This is a genomic window from Nostoc sp. CCY0012 (assembly GCF_963920855.1).
Lineage (GTDB): Bacteria > Cyanobacteriota > Cyanobacteriia > Cyanobacteriales > Nostocaceae > Cyanocohniella.
In genome coordinates this window covers 1-17,429 of sequence record NZ_CAWUDM010000071.1, presented here as the reverse complement: position 1 = coordinate 17,429, position 17,429 = coordinate 1, and the positions used below count along the sequence as shown (strand labels likewise).

Annotated in this window: 12 protein-coding genes; 7 read left to right on the top strand and 5 right to left on the bottom strand. The window is 45.5% G+C overall.

Annotated features, from left to right (window positions below):
• Nucleotides 1-16 precede the first annotated feature (16 nt).
• On the bottom strand, nucleotides 17-922 hold the full coding sequence (gene hslO / locus ACM0OS_RS19335) for an Hsp33 family molecular chaperone HslO (protein WP_414544827.1): 906 nt from the start codon (nucleotides 920-922) through the stop codon (nucleotides 17-19).
• Nucleotides 923-1,074: 152 nt separating this feature from the next.
• On the opposite strand from hslO, the gene ACM0OS_RS19330 reads away from it, so the two are divergent.
• Nucleotides 1,075-1,467, top strand: coding sequence for a hypothetical protein (locus ACM0OS_RS19330; protein ID WP_414544826.1), 393 nt, complete (start codon nucleotides 1,075-1,077; stop codon nucleotides 1,465-1,467).
• 323 nt (nucleotides 1,468-1,790) lie between these two features.
• Here the strand turns inward: ACM0OS_RS19330 and ACM0OS_RS19325 are convergent, their stop codons facing one another.
• Nucleotides 1,791-2,222 (bottom strand): universal stress protein, encoded by a 432-nt coding sequence (locus ACM0OS_RS19325; protein ID WP_414544825.1) that lies wholly within the window; start codon nucleotides 2,220-2,222, stop codon nucleotides 1,791-1,793.
• A 183-nt stretch (nucleotides 2,223-2,405) separates the two neighbouring features.
• Entirely contained in the window at nucleotides 2,406-3,707 is a 1,302-nt protein-coding gene (gene hisD / locus ACM0OS_RS19320; RefSeq protein WP_414544824.1) for a histidinol dehydrogenase, read from the bottom strand.
• 730 nt (nucleotides 3,708-4,437) lie between these two features.
• Here hisD and rpsT point away from each other — a divergent pair.
• The 5 genes from rpsT to ACM0OS_RS19295 all read left to right on the top strand — a co-directional run bounded on the left by rpsT (nucleotide 4,438) and on the right by ACM0OS_RS19295 (nucleotide 15,858).
• Nucleotides 4,438-4,734, top strand: coding sequence for a 30S ribosomal protein S20 (rpsT, locus tag ACM0OS_RS19315; RefSeq protein ID WP_414544823.1), 297 nt, complete (start codon nucleotides 4,438-4,440; stop codon nucleotides 4,732-4,734).
• Between the two features lie 76 nt (nucleotides 4,735-4,810).
• Nucleotides 4,811-5,596, top strand: coding sequence for a TatD family hydrolase (locus ACM0OS_RS19310; protein ID WP_414544822.1), 786 nt, complete (start codon nucleotides 4,811-4,813; stop codon nucleotides 5,594-5,596).
• 723 nt (nucleotides 5,597-6,319) lie between these two features.
• Nucleotides 6,320-9,619 carry a DNA-directed RNA polymerase subunit beta gene (gene rpoB, locus ACM0OS_RS19305; RefSeq protein ID WP_414544821.1) on the top strand — a complete coding sequence of 1,100 codons (3,300 nt, stop codon included), beginning with the start codon at nucleotides 6,320-6,322 and terminating at the stop codon, nucleotides 9,617-9,619.
• Between the two features lie 204 nt (nucleotides 9,620-9,823).
• Nucleotides 9,824-11,701, top strand: coding sequence for a DNA-directed RNA polymerase subunit gamma (locus ACM0OS_RS19300; RefSeq protein WP_414544820.1), 1,878 nt, complete (start codon nucleotides 9,824-9,826; stop codon nucleotides 11,699-11,701).
• Nucleotides 11,702-11,811: 110 nt separating this feature from the next.
• A complete protein-coding gene (locus ACM0OS_RS19295; RefSeq protein WP_414544819.1) occupies nucleotides 11,812-15,858 on the top strand; it encodes a DNA-directed RNA polymerase subunit beta'' in 4,047 nt (1,348 codons plus the stop codon).
• Between the two features lie 63 nt (nucleotides 15,859-15,921).
• Here ACM0OS_RS19295 and ACM0OS_RS19290 read toward each other — a convergent pair whose 3' ends face one another.
• Together ACM0OS_RS19290 and ACM0OS_RS19285 are read right to left on the bottom strand one after the other, a co-directional pair.
• Nucleotides 15,922-16,257: a XisI protein gene (locus ACM0OS_RS19290; protein WP_414544818.1), complete on the bottom strand. Its 336-nt coding sequence runs from the start codon at nucleotides 16,255-16,257 to the stop codon at nucleotides 15,922-15,924.
• Nucleotides 16,258-16,345: 88 nt separating this feature from the next.
• Nucleotides 16,346-16,723 carry a hypothetical protein gene (locus ACM0OS_RS19285; protein WP_414544817.1) on the bottom strand — a complete coding sequence of 126 codons (378 nt, stop codon included), beginning with the start codon at nucleotides 16,721-16,723 and terminating at the stop codon, nucleotides 16,346-16,348.
• Between the two features lie 195 nt (nucleotides 16,724-16,918).
• On the opposite strand from ACM0OS_RS19285, the gene ACM0OS_RS19280 reads away from it, so the two are divergent.
• Entirely contained in the window at nucleotides 16,919-17,425 is a 507-nt protein-coding gene (locus ACM0OS_RS19280) for a hypothetical protein (protein WP_414544816.1), read from the top strand.
• Nucleotides 17,426-17,429 lie beyond the last annotated feature (4 nt).

Here is a 17,429-nt window from a genome sequence, read left to right as displayed (position 1 = left end):
AGTGTCATTTTATACTTTAACCCGATACAGAAGATTCTGCTTGCAAATCGACGATAAGTTGAGCCAGGTGATCACTACTTGCTTGATAAACATTACCGCAAAAATCACAAGTTGCCTCCGCACCATCATCTTTGATAATCATGTCTTGCAATTCAGCTTCACCGAGGATTTTCAGCGCTCCCAGCACCCGGTCAAAAGAACAACCACAGTGGAAACGCAGCATTTGACGTTCAGGAAATATCGATAACCCCATATCGCCTAGCAAGTCATGAAATATTTCTGGTAATGTCTTACCAGCTTGTAATAAGGGCGTAAAACCAGCTAAACCAGCTACCCGTGATTCCAGTAATTCCACTAGGGCTTCATCTCTAGCAGCTTTAGGCAAAATTTGTATTAACAACCCTCCAGAAGCCGTGACGCCACTGGCTCCTACAAACACGCCTAAAACCAAAGCCGAAGGTGTTTGTTCAGAATTAACTAGGTAATGAGCCACGTCGTCGCCTATTTCGCCCGAAACTAATTCTACGGTACTAGAGTAAGGGTAGCCATAACCAATGTCGCGCACCACATAAAGGTAGCCGTCACCTACTGCACCACCAACATCTAGTTTACCTTTGGCATTAGGAGGCAACTCTACAGATGGATTGGCGACATAGCCGCGTACAGTTCCATCTAAACCGGCATCCACTAATATCCCACCCAAAGGCCCATCGCCCTTGACCCGCACATTGACCCTAGAACCTGGTCGTTTCATGCTAGAAGCCATTAACAAGCCTGCTGACATAGAGCGCCCCAAAGCCGCCGTTGCCACGTAAGAAAGTTTATGGCGTTGTCGGGCTTCTTCTGTTAAACGAGTCGTAATCACACCCACAGCCCGAATACCGCCTTCAGCTGCTGCGGCACGAATTAATTGATCTGCCATGAAAACCCTTACATTTCTTAACAAGTCTACTTTCTCTATTCTAAATACTCATCTAGTAGAAAAGTGACACCGTGATCACGACTGTGTGTATTTGCCATATTAGAAATACAATTCACCAAGAGTGATGTCTGACCTTTAAGCAATTTTAAAAAATGCTGGGTAATTTTCAAAAAAGCCAACTACGGATAGAAATTGCGGCATCTGCCAGTGCAATACATAACAGTTTGCTGCATCCAGACCAACTAGACAAATGGCTTGTGGGGCAAAGCTTTGCTCCAGTAATGCCAGAAGAACTGCATACAGGTCTTCAGTTTACAACCAGAACAGGGCCAATTCAAATCCATCATCAAGTGGATGTAGCCAGACCCAACTGTCTGCGCCTACTACTAAGTGGAGGCATTGACGGTTTTCACGAATGGTATTGGGGCGAAGGTTGGGTACAGTCACGTTTAGAAGGAATATCAATTTTGCCCTTGAATTTGTGTCAAACCCTAAGTTTGTTAAGTTTACGACAGTTTTTAGCGGAGAAAGGGACTAGGGACTAGGTGAGACCAGCGCGGTCTTGGGGAGCCAGTCCGTTGGGCGGCTACGCCGACTTGTAGGAACTGGCGTGGTTTCCCCCATGAGCGACTGGGGTACAGCCTGCGGCATCCGGAGGCATCACCCGAAGGGGCTAGGGACTGGGAAGTTTTGTCCGCATCATCTTCCCATCTCCCAAACGCAACCCATCAACCCGTCCCTCTCCTTACTCACAAAAAGGATATCCGTCAGGACAAAGAAAAAACTCTTTTCTGTTCCCTACTCCCCACTCCCTACTCCCTACTCCCCACTCCCCACTCCCTATTCCCCACTCCCTATTCCCCACTCCCTATTCCCTATTCGGCTTCACCACCAACACAGAACAATTAGCTTCTTCGACCACTTGACTACTAACAGAACCCAAGACAATTCGCTTCATACCCATTAACCCGCGACTACCAAGGATGATTAAGTCTGTCTTGTAAATATTGGCAAGGCGAATAATTTCGTCAGCCGGGTTACCCGTGACAAGTTCTAGTTCACTATTAACTGATAAATTTTCTTTATAAGATTGCAGCTGTTTTTCAATCTGGAAATAAGAAATTGTTGGGGATTCGGGATGAGGAAGGTCAGCAGGTGATTCTAACTCTAATTCTGATGTTGGAAACACATGACAGAGAATAATCTTAGTCTCATTCGCCAACACTACATCATTTAAAGTTTGAATTACTCGTTCTGCAATTTCTGAACCGTCTAGAGCTACCAAAACATTTTTTAGCACCGCTCATCTCCTCAAAGGTAGACCCCTTAATAGTTATCTGGCAAAGCTTATTGGCAGTTAAAGCCGTAGGTAAACCACTCAAGTTAGTGGCTCTTCCTTTGAGGTAACTGCCGTCCAGTCTTTTAGTTTGCAGCCACCGAGTAGCTTTTGCCAATAGTATAGAGAAAAACTAAACATTCTTGATCATTCTTCTTGCTGAATTCTCCGTCGTACAGAATCGGCATGGGAAGGTAACCCTTCAGCTGTTGCCAAGACATCAATTGCCCCAGCCACTTTTTGTAATGCGGTTTGTGAATATTGAATAATACTGGAATGTTTCAGAAAAGTTTCTACTCCTAAGGGGGAAGCATAACGGGCAGCACCGGAAGTCGGCAAGGTGTGATTAGGCCCTGCTAAATAGTCGCCTACAGCTTCTGGTGTCGAGTAGCCCAAGAAAATTGCCCCAGCGTGGCGAATGCTGGGAAGTAAGTCCCAAGGATCTTTAATTTCTAACTCTAAATGTTCGGGGGCAAAATCATTGGAAAATTCTGCGGCGGCTGCTAAAGATTCCACAACCACAATTAAGCCATAATGAGCGATCGCTTTTTCGGTGTCTATCCGTCGGGGATGATCAACTAACTGTCTTTCCACAGCTAATTGGACATTTTTAGCTAAAGCCGGATCTGTGGTTAACAAAATAGCCGCCGCCATCGGATCATGTTCAGCTTGGGCCAACATATCAGCCGCCACATTCACTGGATTTGCCGTTTCATCAGCAATAATCAGGACTTCGCTAGGCCCTGCTAAAGAATCAATGCCGACCGTACCGTAAACCAATTTTTTCGCTAAGGTGACATAAATATTACCAGGGCCAGTAATCACATCTACTTTGGGTATTGTTTCTGTACCGTAGGACAAAGCCGCGATCGCTTGGGCGCCACCAACACGATAAATTTCTTTTAGTCCGGCTTCTTGGGCGGCTACCAAAACGGCTGAGTTAATGGCTTTCCCAGCACCTGGCGGTGTTACCATCACGACACGCGGCACGCCAGCCACCTTGGCCGGAATCGCATTCATGAGTACAGTACTGGGATAAGCCGCACGACCACCAGGCACATATAACCCTGCACAGTCTACAGGATTATAGCGTTTGCCCAGCACGACATCATCATCGCCAAAGTGTACCCAATTTTTGGGGATACGCTGACGGTGAAATGCTTCAATTTGACGGCAAGCCAATTGAATCGCCTCCAGCAACTCCTTTGATACCTGTTGATAAGCTGCATCCAGTTCTGAGCCTGTGACACGCAGTTCTTCAGGTTTCAAAGTTCGGTTGTCAAATTCGGCTGTATAATGCAATACAGCTTTGTCGCCTTGGCGCTTGACTGCTTGCAAAACTTCACGCACAGTCGCTTCTTTATGAAGCACCTGTTCATCGTGGGTGCGATCGCAGATACGCTGTAGTTCTGCTCTAACGTCTGCCTGCTGAGTAATAATTCGCAGCATGAAGTAAGGAGAATGCCAAAATGTTAGAATATTCCCGCCAGAGAATCAGTGTTACTCTCAACCCACTGGGCTATCGAGCTTGACCCTAATTCTCTTCTCTAGCTTAACCTGGATTTTTTTGATACTCCCAAGGCTGCCAGCACATGGTTTACTTGAGAAGGCGACAAATTACTCAATCCGATCTGCCTAGTTGCTTTTCGGCAGGGAGAGGTTGTGCCAATTCCTACTGCCCTTAAGTCCTTTCCTACACTCATTGCCAGGTTACTGGTGGCATATTTGCACATTCAGTTTTCCTTGTTCAAGAAGCGATGGATAGAATCTGAGTATAATTTTTACTTATTTTTCTAATTTAGTAGCTAACATTTGTAGAGATGCGATATCTCGATGCTCTACATGATTTCAACCCCTGAATTGCAAACATTCACAGTTCTTGCCTTTTGAATATCTATCTCATCCCCAAAGGGTATAGATTACATTTCGGTCAGGTGCTGAGAAGTTAGGATGACAATGTTTATGGCAGTAATTCATTCTAACGTATTTTCTTATTTGAGTACACAGCCATCAGGGGATGAGGCCAGGGGGAAGTTTCTTTCTTCCTGATGAGCAATCACTAAAACTACTAAAACTAATAGACAAATTTTTTTCAGAAATTCTGACATTGGCAATAGGGATGCTATATTAGTAAGTCTAGTAGTGTGTGTACATATTAATAGTATTTTTGGAATTGACTGTGGCGAATTCAAAGTCTGCTCTTAAACGCGCCCAAATCGGAGAGCGCAATCGTCTCCGTAACAAATCTTACAAATCAGCGGTAAAAACGCTGGTTAAGAAATACCTGACTGCTGTAGAAGTCTACGCAGCTAATCCTAACTCAGAATCAGAACAAGAACTGCAAGCGCGATTGTCTGAGGCTTACAGCAAAATCGACAAGGCCGTCAAGCGGGGTGTACTGCACCCAAACAATGGGGCGAGGAAAAAAGCCAGATTGGCTCGCAAACTCAAGCCACTTACCCAAGCATCTGCTTAGTAGTGCAGTTAAACAGTCATCGGTAAGCATAACTGATGACGATTCACTGACTGATGACAACTAAGCAATAACGACAATGCAGCTGATTGACACTCACGTCCATCTCAATTTTGATACTTTCCAGCCAGATTTAGCATCAGTGCGATCGCGATGGCAAGAAGCAGGGGTAGTACGTTTAGTACACTCCTGTGTGGAGCCATCAGAGTTTGCCAGTATCCAATCCTTAGCGCACCAGTTTCCCGAACTCAGTTTTGCTGTTGGTTTGCACCCTCTAGATGCCGAGCAATGGCAAAGCGAAACGGCCGAGCAAATTCAGTCTTTGGCTAGTTCAGAACCGAAAGTGGTGGCCATTGGGGAAATGGGACTGGATTTTTACAAAGCCGAAAACTCTGAGCAACAACGCCTAGTGTTTGCAGCTCAACTAGAGATCGCCTCTGAACTCAATTTACCAGTGATTATCCATTGTCGGGATGCGGCAATAGAAGTCAGGGAAATCTTGCAAAAATGGCGGGATATTAAAGGAGAAAAAGTGCGGGGGGTCATGCATTGTTGGGGTGGAACGCCAGAAGAAACCCAATGGTTCCTAGACTTAGGCTTCTACATTAGCTTTAGCGGCACAGTAACATTCAAAAACGCCAAAGCTATCCAAGCCTCGGCGGCGATGGTGAGAAGCGATCGCCTGCTAGTGGAAACAGACTGTCCTTTCCTATCTCCCGTACCCAAGCGGGGCGAAAAACGCAATGAGCCTGCTAATGTTCGCTATGTAGCAGAGCAAGTAGCTCATTTGCGCGGGGAGACAGTCCAGGCGATCGCGGCTCAAACTACAAAAAATGCTTGTGAATTATTTGGATTGGTGCTTTAAAGCCTGTCCAGGTATGCCCCAGGTTAGATCAAAAAAAATAAAACTCCAGGAGGATAGAAATATGCTAAAATTAATCCCTCCAAAACATTTTGATTGCGCCATAATGAAAAAGGAAGGAATTGAAAACTTTGAATCGCTGGGTTTTGTCTTGTTATCAACTTGACCATCCACCAAATCTCTACATACGGATGTTCTCAATGCATGACTGAATAGTCAACTCAACTTTGGCAAAGTAGCGCTTGTGCTGTATTTAACCTATAGAAAATTGTTAAACGTAATTAACTTGTGAGTAAAACCCACCAAAATCCAGCCATTCTCATTCAGAGTCGGCCAGATGCGCGGCTCTCTTCCTCAGTCTTAGGGGATCACCGCGAGTATAAATGGTGAATTAAAGCCACAATGGTTTAAAACTGTGGAGGCTAATTTACCTATTTTTGGGAGGGGTCGTGAGACAAACAAAAAAAATCTACAAATATCTGAGCCATGTGCTGTTGAGGGGCAAACTTAACAGATTGATTTTAATGACCCTACCAAAGCTAGGGCAATCACCCCCCTTGTCAAAATCTCTGTTTCCAGCTTAAATAGCTGCGTTTGCCCCTACCTAGAAATAACAGGTGGCATAAAAAGAAGTTCCCAATATCTATGGACACTAGTTGGCGGTGGGAATCGCCCAAAAACAGTGTCCCCTAAATAAAGTTTAACCAGGTTGACGAAGGTAGAGGCATGACTACAGATAATTATATGGAATCCGCCTTTTTGTTGCCCGATTTGATTGAAATCCAGCGTTCTAGTTTTCGCTGGTTTTTAGAAGAAGGGCTAATAGAAGAACTCAATTCCTTTAGTCCCATCACAGACTACACCGGCAAACTAGAACTGCACTTTTTAGGTCAGAACTACAAGCTTAAAGAGCCAAAATATAGCGTAGAAGAATCGAAACGGCGGGATAGTACCTATGCCGTGCAAATGTATGTCCCTACACGCCTGTTGAACAAAGAAACAGGAGATATAAAAGAACAAGAAGTATTTATTGGCGATCTGCCTTTGATGACAGACCGAGGTACGTTTATTATTAACGGTGCCGAGCGGGTGATTGTCAACCAAATTGTGCGATCGCCTGGAGTTTACTACAAATCAGAAATCGACAAAAACGGTCGGCGCACTTATTCAGCTAGTTTAATTCCTAACCGAGGAGCGTGGCTGAAATTTGAAACAGACCGTAACGATTTGGTGTGGGTACGCATCGACAAAACCCGGAAACTCTCAGCACAAGTACTATTAAAAGCCCTGGGTTTATCAGATAACGAAATTTTTGATGCCCTGCGCCACCCTGAATACTTCCAAAAAACCATCGAAAAAGAAGGGCAATTTTCCGAAGAAGAAGCCCTGATGGAGTTATATCGCAAACTACGTCCTGGTGAGCCACCAACAGTCTTAGGTGGACAACAGTTGCTAGATTCTCGCTTCTTTGACCCCAAACGTTATGACTTGGGTCGTGTTGGTCGGTATAAACTCAACAAAAAATTACGGTTGTCTGTCCCCGACACCATGCGTGTCTTGACTGCGGGAGACATCTTGGCAGCAGTAGATTACCTGATTAACCTAGAATATGACATCGGTAACATTGATGACATTGACCATCTAGGAAATCGTCGGGTAAGAAGCGTCGGTGAACTACTCCAAAACCAAGTAAGGGTGGGCTTAAACCGTTTAGAAAGAATTATCCGGGAACGGATGACCGTATCAGATGCTGAAGTTTTAACACCAGCATCCTTAGTCAACCCCAAACCATTGGTAGCGGCAATTAAAGAATTCTTTGGTTCCAGCCAATTAAGTCAGTTCATGGATCAAACCAATCCTTTAGCAGAACTGACACACAAACGCCGTCTCAGTGCCTTAGGCCCTGGTGGTTTAACGCGGGAACGTGCTGGTTTTGCCGTGAGAGATATTCATCCCTCGCACTACGGACGTATTTGCCCCATTGAGACACCAGAAGGCCCCAACGCTGGTTTGATTGGTTCCTTGGCAACTCATGCGCGGGTCAACCAATACGGATTTTTAGAAACACCCTTTAGACAAGTAGAAAATGGGCGGGTGCGGTTTGACTTACCACCCGTGTACATGACCGCCGACGAAGAAGACGATTTACGGACTGCCACAGGTGACATTCCCTTAGATGAAAACGGTTACATCAAGGGGCCCCAAGTACCAGTACGTTATCGTCAAGACTGGGCTACCACAACGCCTGAGCAAGTAGACTACGTAGCCGTGTCCCCGGTACAAATAGTCTCTGTTGCTACCAGCATGATTCCCTTTTTGGAACATGACGACGCTAACCGAGCGCTGATGGGTTCCAACATGCAACGGCAAGCCGTACCGCTGTTAAAGCCTGAACGTCCTTTAGTGGGTACTGGCTTAGAAGCCCAAGGTGCTAGAGACTCCGGGATGGTGATTGTCTCCCGTACAGACGGTGATGTCACCTACGCTGATGCCACAGAAATTCGTGTCCGTCCCAAAGGTGGTAACTCAGAGATTAAGTACAAACTTTCCAAGTACCAAAGATCCAACCAAGACACCTGTTTAAATCAAAAACCCCTAGTGCGGATTGGTGAACGGGTAGTAGCTGGACAGGTATTAGCTGATGGTTCATCCACCGAAGGTGGGGAATTGGCATTAGGACAGAATATCGTCGTGGCTTATATGCCTTGGGAAGGCTACAACTACGAAGACGCAATTTTGATTTCTGAAAGACTAGTACAGGATGATATATATACCTCAATTCACATTGAAAAATATGAAATTGAGGCCAGACAAACCAAACTAGGGCCCGAAGAAATCACCAGAGAAATTCCCAACGTCGGGGAAGATGCCCTACGTCAGCTAGATGAACAGGGAATTATTCGCATTGGTGCTTGGGTGGAAGCTGGAGACATCTTGGTAGGAAAAGTTACACCTAAAGGTGAATCAGACCAACCACCAGAAGAAAAACTGTTGCGTGCCATCTTCGGTGAAAAGGCGCGGGATGTGCGAGACAACTCCTTGCGAGTGCCTAACGGTGAAAAAGGGCGGGTTGTAGATGTACGTTTATTTACCCGTGAGCAAGGTGATGAATTACCACCAGGAGCCAACATGGTAGTCCGGGTGTATGTAGCCCAAAAACGCAAAATCCAAGTGGGCGACAAAATGGCAGGACGCCACGGTAATAAAGGAATTATTTCCCGCATCTTACCAGTGGAAGATATGCCTTACTTAGCAGACGGTTCCACGGTGGATATTGTCCTTAACCCCTTGGGTGTACCCAGTCGGATGAACGTCGGACAGGTATTTGAATGTATGTTGGGTTGGGCTGCTCATACTTTGGGAGTACGGTTTAAAATCACTCCCTTTGACGAAATGTATGGCGAAGAGACATCCCGTAGCCTCGTACATGGAAAATTGCAAGAAGCACGGGACGAAACAGGCAAAGACTGGGTATACAACCCAGATAACCCTGGCAAAATTATGGTGTTTGATGGTCGTACAGGCGAACCCTTTGACCGACCAATAACCGTAGGTGTAGCTTATATTCTGAAGCTGGTGCATTTAGTGGACGACAAGATCCACGCCCGTTCTACAGGGCCATACTCGCTGGTAACACAGCAACCCTTGGGTGGTAAAGCACAGCAAGGAGGACAGCGCTTTGGAGAAATGGAAGTATGGGCATTGGAAGCCTTTGGTGCAGCTTATACCTTGCAGGAATTGCTCACAGTCAAATCCGACGATATGCAAGGACGGAATGAGGCCTTGAATGCGATCGTTAAAGGCAAATCAATTCCTCGCCCAGGTACACCAGAGTCCTTTAAAGTGCTGATGCGAGAACTGCAATCACTAGGGTTAGATATTGCCGTACATAAGGTAGAAACCCAAGCAGATGGTAGTTCCTTAGATGTGGAAGTCGATTTAATGGCAGATCAATCAGCCCGACGGACACCACCTCGTCCAACCTACGAATCGCTTTCCCGCGAATCTTTGGAAGAGGAAGAGTAGGGAGTAGGGAATAGGGAATAGGGAATAGGGAGTAGGAAGTAGGGAATAGGGGAGAAGACGTTGAGTTTTTATCACAATCTTTCTGCCTGATTCTCAGTTCCTAATCCCCGATATCCAATCCCTATTGTTAATTACGTTCGCGCAGCGTTTCCGCTAGGAAATATTACGAATTACGAATTACGAATTACGAATTACGAATTAATCATGAGACCCGCCCAAACTAATCAGTTTGACTACGTTAAAATCGGCTTGGCATCACCGGAACGCATCAGGCAGTGGGGTGAACGCACACTACCTAATGGTCAATTAGTTGGTGAAGTTACTAAACCGGAGACCATTAACTACCGTACCTTGAAGCCAGAAATGGACGGCTTATTTTGTGAGCGCATTTTTGGCCCTGCGAAAGATTGGGAATGCCACTGCGGTAAGTATAAAAGAGTACGGCATCGTGGCATTGTATGTGAGCGCTGCGGTGTAGAGGTTACTGAATCACGGGTGCGTCGTCACCGTATGGGATACATTAAACTCGCTGCCCCAGTTGCCCACGTTTGGTATCTCAAAGGTATTCCTAGCTATATTGCTATTCTGCTGGATATGCCTTTGCGGGATGTAGAACAAATAGTTTATTTCAACTCTTATGTTGTCCTGAGTCCAGGCAATGCGGAGACATTAACCTATAAACAGCTACTCAGTGAAGACCAGTGGTTGGAAATTGAAGACCAAATTTATAGCGAAGATTCTACTTTGCAAGGCGTAGAAGTAGGTATTGGTGCGGAAGCACTGCTGCGCTTACTGGCTGATATTAATTTAGAGCAAGAAGCGGAAAGCCTGCGCGAAGAAATTGGCAACGCCAAAGGGCAAAAACGGGCAAAACTGATTAAGCGGTTACGGGTAATTGACAACTTCATTGCTACCGGCTCTAAACCAGAGTGGATGGTGATGGCAGTGATTCCCGTGATTCCCCCTGATTTACGCCCAATGGTACAGCTGGATGGTGGACGGTTTGCCACCAGTGACTTGAATGATTTGTATCGTCGGGTAATTAACCGTAACAACCGTCTGGCGCGTTTGCAAGAAATTTTAGCACCAGAAATTATTGTCCGCAACGAAAAGCGGATGCTGCAAGAAGCAGTGGATGCTTTGATTGACAATGGTCGTCGGGGACGCACAGTGGTAGGGGCTAATAACCGACCGCTGAAGTCTTTGTCTGACATTATTGAAGGTAAACAAGGACGTTTCCGGCAAAACTTGTTAGGTAAACGAGTTGACTATTCCGGACGTTCGGTAATTGTGGTGGGGCCGAAGCTAAAAATTCACCAGTGCGGTTTACCTAGAGAAATGGCAATCGAGCTATTCCAGCCGTTTGTGATTAATCGCTTAATTCGTAGTGGCATGGTGAATAACATCAAAGCCGCCAAAAAGCTCATATCTCGCAACGACCCCAGTGTCTGGGACGTGCTGGAAGAGGTGATTGAAGGACACCCAGTGATGCTCAACCGGGCGCCGACGCTGCACCGTTTGGGTATTCAGGCTTTTGAACCAGTGTTGGTAGAAGGACGAGCAATTCAACTTCATCCTTTGGTTTGTCCCGCATTTAACGCTGACTTTGACGGTGACCAAATGGCGGTACACGTGCCATTGTCCCTAGAAAGTCAAGCTGAGGCGCGATTGTTGATGCTGGCTTCTAACAATATTTTGTCACCAGCTACAGGTAGACCCATCATCACACCCAGCCAAGACATGGTACTGGGGGCATATTACTTAACAGCAGAAAATCCGGGTGCTACCAAAGGTGCAGATAGATACTTTGCTTCTCTGGATGACGTAATTATGGCTTTCCACCAAGAGCAAGTTGACTTACACGCTTATATTTACGTGCGGTTTGACGGCGAAGTGGAATCAGACGAACCAGATACAGAACCCCTGGAAGTCACAAAAAACAGTGATGGTACCCGGACTGTAATGTATAAGTACCGTCGCATCAGAGAAGATGCCCAAGGGAATGTAATTTCTCAGTATGTACGCACAACACCTGGTCGTGTTATTTACAACAAAGCTATTCAGGAAGCACTAGCAGTCTGAGTACTGAGTGGAGAGTAGTTAATTCCCTACTCTTTACTCCCATACCTTTCGGGAAGCTACGCTCACGGCAAGCCTACTCCCTATTTCCCATGACTAAGGACTAATCACTAATGACTAACGAAAACGCAGTTTTTCGCAATCGCGTAGTTGACAAAGGTCAACTGAGAAAATTAATTTCCTGGGCGTTTACTCATTATGGTACGGCGCGAACCGCTGTGATGGCGGACAAATTGAAGGAATTGGGATTTCGCTACGCTACTAAAGCTGGGGTTTCCATTAGTGTAGATGACTTGATGATTCCCCCCACCAAGCGATCGCTCTTGGATGCCGCAGAAGAAGAAATTCGGGCTACTGAAACTCGTTACCAACGGGGCGAAATCACAGAAGTAGAACGCTTCCAAAAAGTAATCGATACTTGGAACGGTACCAGTGAAGCCCTTAAGGACGAGGTAGTCGTTCACTTTAAAAAGACCGACCCTCTGAACTCGGTATACATGATGGCATTCTCCGGGGCGCGGGGTAACATCTCCCAAGTCCGGCAGTTGGTGGGAATGCGGGGCTTGATGGCAGATCCCCAAGGGGAAATTATTGACTTACCTATTAAAACCAACTTCCGTGAAGGACTGACTGTAACGGAATACATTATTTCGTCTTACGGTGCCAGAAAAGGATTGGTAGACACCGCCTTACGTACCGCTGACTCTGGTTATCTCACCCGTCGTCTGGTGGACGTATCCCAGGACGTGATTATTCGGGAATTTGACTGTGGTACCACCAGGGGTATTCCTGTACGGGCAATGACAGAAGGTGGCAAAATCTTGATCCCACTGGCGCAACGCTTGCTGGGACGGGTACTGGCGGAAGATGTGGTACATCCCACCACCAAGGAAGTAATTGCTACCCGGAATACTCCAGTATCTGATGATTTAGCAGCAGAAATTCACAAAGCCGGAGTTACGGAAGTGGTGGCGCGATCGCCTCTAACTTGTGAAGCAGCTCGTTCGGTTTGTCAACACTGTTACGGCTGGAGTTTGGCCCACGCCAAGATGGTAGATTTGGGTGAAGCTGTGGGGATTATTGCTGCCCAAAGTATCGGTGAACCCGGAACCCAGTTGACCATGCGGACATTCCACACTGGTGGTGTGTTTACCGGTGAAGTAGCGCAGCAAGTGCGTTCCAAAACAGAAGGTAAGATTCGTCTACCCCGCAAATTGCGGACTCGACCCTATCGTACCCGTCACGGGGAAGATGCCTTGTATGTTGAGGTCAACGGGATCATCAATTTGGAACCGAAAAAAGAAGGTTCTGAAACCCAAGAAATTCATGTAACTCAAGGTTCCACACTCTATGTAGTTGAAGGACAGCAGGTAAAAATTGGCCAATTACTGGCAGAAGTTGCCTTGGGTGGACGCACAACTCGTACCAATACAGAAAAAGCTGTAAAAGATGTAGCTTCTGACTTGGCAGGGGAAGTGCAGTTTGCCGAAGTTGTCCCCGAACAAAAAACAGACCGCCAAGGCAACACCACAACTACCGCCGCACGGGGTGGTTTGATTTGGGTGCTGTCTGGGGAAGTTTATAACTTGCCCCCTGGTGCCGAATTGGTTGTAAAAAACGGTGATGCGATCGCCTCTAATGGGGTGTTAGCAGAAACAAAGTTAACAACTATACACGGTGGTGTGGTACGCCTACCAGAAGCTACCCCAGGCAAGAGTACTAGGGAAATAGAAATTATTACTGCTTCTGTGGTCTTAGATCAAGCAACCGTCACCGTTGAAAGTTCCCAAGGACGTAACCACTACTTAGTCACCACTGGTAATAACCAGGTATTTAACCTCCGGGCTACCCCTGGTACTAAAGTTCAAAATGGTCAAGTAGTTGCCGAGTTAATTGATGAGCGCTATCGCACCACTACTGGCGGATTCTTGAAATTCGCGGGTGTAGAAGTTCAGAAAAAAGGCAAAGCCAAGCTTGGTTATGAAGTCGTCCAGGGTGGTACTCTGCTGTGGATTCCAGAAGAAACCCACGAAGTTAATAAAGATATCTCTTTGCTGTTGGTAGAAGACGGGCAGTTCGTCGAAGCCGGCACCGAAGTTGTCAAGGATATCTTTTGCCAAAACAGCGGTGTAGTAGAAGTCACTCAGAAAAACGACATCCTGCGGGAAGTGGTGGTTAAACCAGGCGAATTGCTAATGGTGGATGATCCAGAAGCAGTCATGGGCCGAGATAACACCTTTGTTCAACCAGGAGAAGAGTTTCAAGGGGTTGTGGCTACAGAATTACGCTACATCCAGTATGTAGAATCTCCCGAAGGCCCAGCTTTATTGAGCCGTCCGGTAGTGGAGTTTGCTGTACCTAGTAATCCTGATGTGCCATCAACTACATCTATTAGTCAACAAACAGGACGTTCAATTCAAATGCGGGCAGTACAAAGATTGCCTTACAAAGATTCTGAACGCGTCAAGTCTGTTGAAGGTGTGGAACTCCTACGTACCCAGCTTGTACTAGAAATTGAGCAGGATGGTGAACAAGATCATTCAGCTTCTCCCTTAGCAGCAGATATTGAACTGGTAGAGGATACAGAAAATCCAGAAGTTCAACGCTTGCAACTAGTGATTTTAGAATCGTTAGTAATTCGTCGTGACATTACAGCCGATGCTACCCAAGGTAGTACCCAGACAACTTTAGAAGTCCAGGATGGCGACACAATTGCCCCAGGTGCTGTAGTGGCAAGTACCCAAATCTTGAGCAAAGAAGGGGGTATTGTCCGGGGTGTACGTAAAGACAGTGAAGCTGTGCGTCGCTGTTTAGTGTTACGGGACACCGATAAACTCACCATGAATACCAGTGTCCAACCCACAGTGAAAAAGGGTGACTTATTGGTAGAAGGTGCAGAAATTGCTCCGGGAATTTTTGCTGAAGAATCTGGACAAGTATTGGCAGTTAACAATGCTACAGCTGGATCTGCTACTGGTGAATCTGCTCTAAGCGCCCAACAATACTCCATCGTCATCCGCCTTGGTCGTCCCTACCGAGTCAGCCCTGGCGCTGTATTACAAATAGAAGATGGTGATTTGGTACAACGGGGCGATAACTTGGTGTTATTGGTGTTTGAACGCGCCAAAACCGGAGACATTATCCAAGGTTTGCCTCGGATTGAAGAACTGCTGGAAGCTCGTAAACCTAAAGAGGCGTGTATTCTAACACGACGGGCTGGAGAAGTCAAGGTAGTGTATGGGGATGGAGATGAAGCGATCGCCATTAAGGTCGTAGAATCCAACGGTGTCGTTACCGATTATCCTCTAGGCCCTGGACAAAACTTGATGGTACCAGATGGAGCAATAGTAAAAGTGGGAGAACCATTGAGTGATGGCCCATCCAACCCCCACGAAATCCTGGAAGTCTTCTTTAGTCTGGGTTCTGAGGAAGGCGTTTATGCTTGTGCCAGCCATGCTTTACAGAAAGTACAAACATTCTTGGTGAATGAAGTGCAGATGGTGTATCAGTCCCAGGGGATTGATATTTCTGACAAGCATATTGAAGTGATTGTGCGCCAGATGACCAACAAAGTGCGGATTGATGATGGTGGAGACACTACCATGCTTCCTGGCGAATTGGTAGAACTGCGCCAAGTTGAACAGGTAAACGAAGCTATGGCTATTACCGGCGGTGCTAGGGCGCAATACACCCCAGTTCTGTTAGGTATCACCAAAGCATCGTTAAATACTGACAGCTTCATATCTGCTGCATCATTCCAAGAGACAACACGGGTACTCACCGAAGCAGCCATTGAAGGTAAATCTGACTGGTTGCGTGGCTTGAAGGAAAACGTAATTATCGGGCGCTTGATTCCGGCTGGTACTGGCTACAATACCTATGAAGAACCAGGTGCAATCGATGAATATGCGGCTCTGGAAACCAACGGTGTCTTGGATGAAGTTGATGATCCACTAGATATGGTGCTAGATGACCGCACAGCACGCGCTTACAATTTAGATTCTCCTGGACTGGCTGAACCTGGATTTGGCAACCGTCGCGTCGAGAAGTCTATTTTGGATGACGAAGATGAGTTGATTGCTGATGAAGTCAGCGACCTTGTAGAAGATGATGAAGACGATTACGAGGAAGTTGACGACGACGAGGATGATTACTCTTAATCACTGCATAAGCTAAAACTTTATAGAATTTAAGGCAAGAGAAAAGTTTCTTTTGCCTTTTTTTTATGCCACACCATAATCTGTATACTGCCGTTTATAAGCAGGTTGCAAACCCAAAACAATATCCTCTCGTTGTACAACCATTTCTACCAACTCTTCAGCCGGATTTTGGTCAGTTAAATTTTGCTGAAGCCAGATTTTGCCATTTTTAATATCAAAATGAATAATACATCGATAAACACGTTTTAAACCTTCCCATCCCACATTCATCCATTGATAATGGTCGCGCTTTTCATCAAAAATTAGTTGGACTTCTACTTCACCATCAGCGACATCATCATTAGCATAAAGATTTAATAAACTTTGCACGCACTCCCGATACTTGGCTAACTTATCCATTGCACAATTACCTCATTAGTATTAATATTTACCCTTTTTTGGAAAATTGGGCGATCGCCTGATAATTTGACAAGCGATCGCTCTTTGATTACAACCCTGACTCGAATCCAGGATCGGCAATTATCTGTTGTGCTTCAGGTGAATTGTAACTTTGGGATTGGCTTTGCTGTTGTTTGGTGGTGATTGTGGTAATCGGGTGACTTTGAATGGTAATTTGTGGTGGGCTAACAGGAGATGAAACTGGTCTGAGTGCAAACACAAGGAACCCAAAAAACATTGCTGCAATCACTACAAGCGCAACATTATTACTATCTTCTTTACTAGTAGCAGTAACTAAATGTTCTAGCATTTGCATAAATTGTTGTTCTCCAGAAACACCTAAATTGCCTGCCTTTTTTAACATGGGTGTGCTAGCAGAAACTGGCTTATTATGGAAGTTGCGGGGTGTATGACGTTTCATCGACATCTTTAAATACCTCAAAATTTTTGACCTTTTATACCTGCTCGGATTGGGTTTAATAACTGAGCAGGTTTTATCTGTCATCATTCTGTCAAATCCCTCTAACCCTTGTCGTTACTGTAAAGTCAGCCAAAATTACGAAAAAGTCAGGTAAGATTACGAAAAAGTTTGTAGCTGCAACAATATTTACTTAGTTGACTAATGAATCTGGAAGAAGCCCTAAAAGTTGCTGATGAAGCGGTATTTAATAAGACAGGCGAGTACTTGACTGATATCCAAAAGCTGATACTTCAGGAATCCTGGAACAAGAAAACGTATGAAGAAATAGCAAAGCAGGAGTATAAAAGTTTTCAGCATATTAAAAACGAAGGCAACGGATTATGGAAACTTCTTACAGATGCGTTGAGTGAAAAAGTAAATAAAAGTAATTTCCGATCAGCATTAGAACGCCACAAACGACGCTTGCACCAGTCCGAGGAAAATTCTGTATTACCAACCTTGTCAGTTAGCCCAACTAGTAACCCAGAAAAAGCAATAGATAGCTTAGTGGAAGAGGTGCGAAAAAAGGTCAAATCTTCCTATGAAGAACGGTATGGTATCATCAAAGTCTTGGGAATGCGTGAGTCTGTAAAACTGGAATCAGTCTATAAGGTATTTTGCTTAGTGGTGCAGAAAACTTTTTGGAGTCTCAAGTTGAAAAAACAGTAACACG